This window comes from Arhodomonas sp. KWT (assembly GCF_010993615.1).
The window spans coordinates 6,244-7,477 of record NZ_WNXE01000135.1 but is presented as its reverse complement, the minus strand read 5'-3'; the positions used below and the strand labels follow the sequence as shown (position 1 = coordinate 7,477).

At 72.2% G+C, this 1,234-nt stretch carries 2 protein-coding genes; one reads left to right on the top strand and one right to left on the bottom strand.

All coding sequences use genetic code 11. The features are described 5' to 3' along the window. Window positions 1-694: sorbosone dehydrogenase family protein (locus G7A99_RS14825; RefSeq protein WP_163141499.1), on the bottom strand; the 694-nt coding region annotated here is incomplete at its 3' end. Window positions 695-909: 215 nt separating this feature from the next. Here G7A99_RS14825 and G7A99_RS14820 point away from each other — a divergent pair. Next, window positions 910-1,234, top strand: a 325-nt coding sequence (locus tag G7A99_RS14820) for a 7TM-DISM domain-containing protein (protein WP_305792323.1), incomplete at its 3' end; no start/stop codon positions are given.

The window sequence follows — 1,234 nt, the reverse complement described above, 5'->3', positions numbered from 1 at the left end:
CGTAGGGGTTATCCGAGGGCACAGCGTAGTTGGGCGTCACGCCGGTGCCCGTGACGGATACGTCGATACGCATCACCGAGCCGAGCAGGTTGGTGCGGTCCTGGGCATTGTCGTCCGGGTCGTAGGAGCCGCCGCCGTCACCCGCGGTGAGGTAGAGCATGCCGTCCACAGGGCCGAAGGCCAGGGCGCCGGCGTAGTGGTTGTCCGTGCCCGGATGGGGGATCTCCAGCACTACCTCCTCGGTCGCCGGGTCCACGGGGCGCACGCCGGTGTCGGTGAAGCGTGCGACGACGATGCGCCGGGGACTGTCGGCCGTGTAGTGGACGTAGAAGTACCCGTTGCCCGCGAACGCCGGATCGAAGGCGAGACCGAGCAGGCCGCCCTCGCCGTCGGTGACCAGGTCGGCGCGGCCGCTCAGGTCTAGGAAGGTGAGCGCGCCGGCAGCGGGGTCGTTGCGCGAGAACACGCGGATGCGTCCGGCCTTCTCCGCCACGAACAGCCGGGCGTCGGGGGCCGGCGGCGCCTGGATGTCGGTGACGCCGGGGAAGCTCAGGCCGGAAAAGACCCGTTCGACGGTGTAGTCCGTGGGTGTGGGTTCGGTCACCGGGTCGCCACCGTCGCTGCTTCCGCCGCCGCCGCAGGCCGCCAGGCCGGCCGCGGCCAGGATCGCCGGTATCAGGGGGAGGGTACGCATGGCCGGTCCTCTGGCCGTCGTGGATGCCTGGGAGCATGGGTCAGCCGCGGGCCATCCGCCACGGCGGGCCGACAGTCGGCCGCCGGAGGGCGGCGACCGGTCCCGGTGTCCCTGAGGTCCCCGGCGACATCGAACGGCAACCCGGCATGGGGTAGAGTTGGAGCGGGGCATGGCCCCCGTTAACCAACGGATAAACAGCTCGTGCGAACCCACCCATGATCGCCCGTCTGTCGCCGATGGCGCTGCTCGTGCTGGCGGCGTGGATGGTGGCGCGCACCGTCGTCGCGGCACAGACACAGGAACCGGTACGGCTGCCCGGCGGCGACGGTGGCCCGGTCGGGGAGCAGGCCCGCTACCTGCGCGAGACCGGCGGGCCGCTGACGCTGGCGGAGGCCGTCGGGGCCTTCCACGGTGGCCGGTTCTCTGCCGGTGGATCGCCGGTCCTCGCCTTCGGGATCGGTGCCCGGCCGGTATGGATCCGTCTCGAGGTGGTCAACGCTGCCGCCGAGCCGCGGCCGGCGCGCCTCACCGTGGCCACGG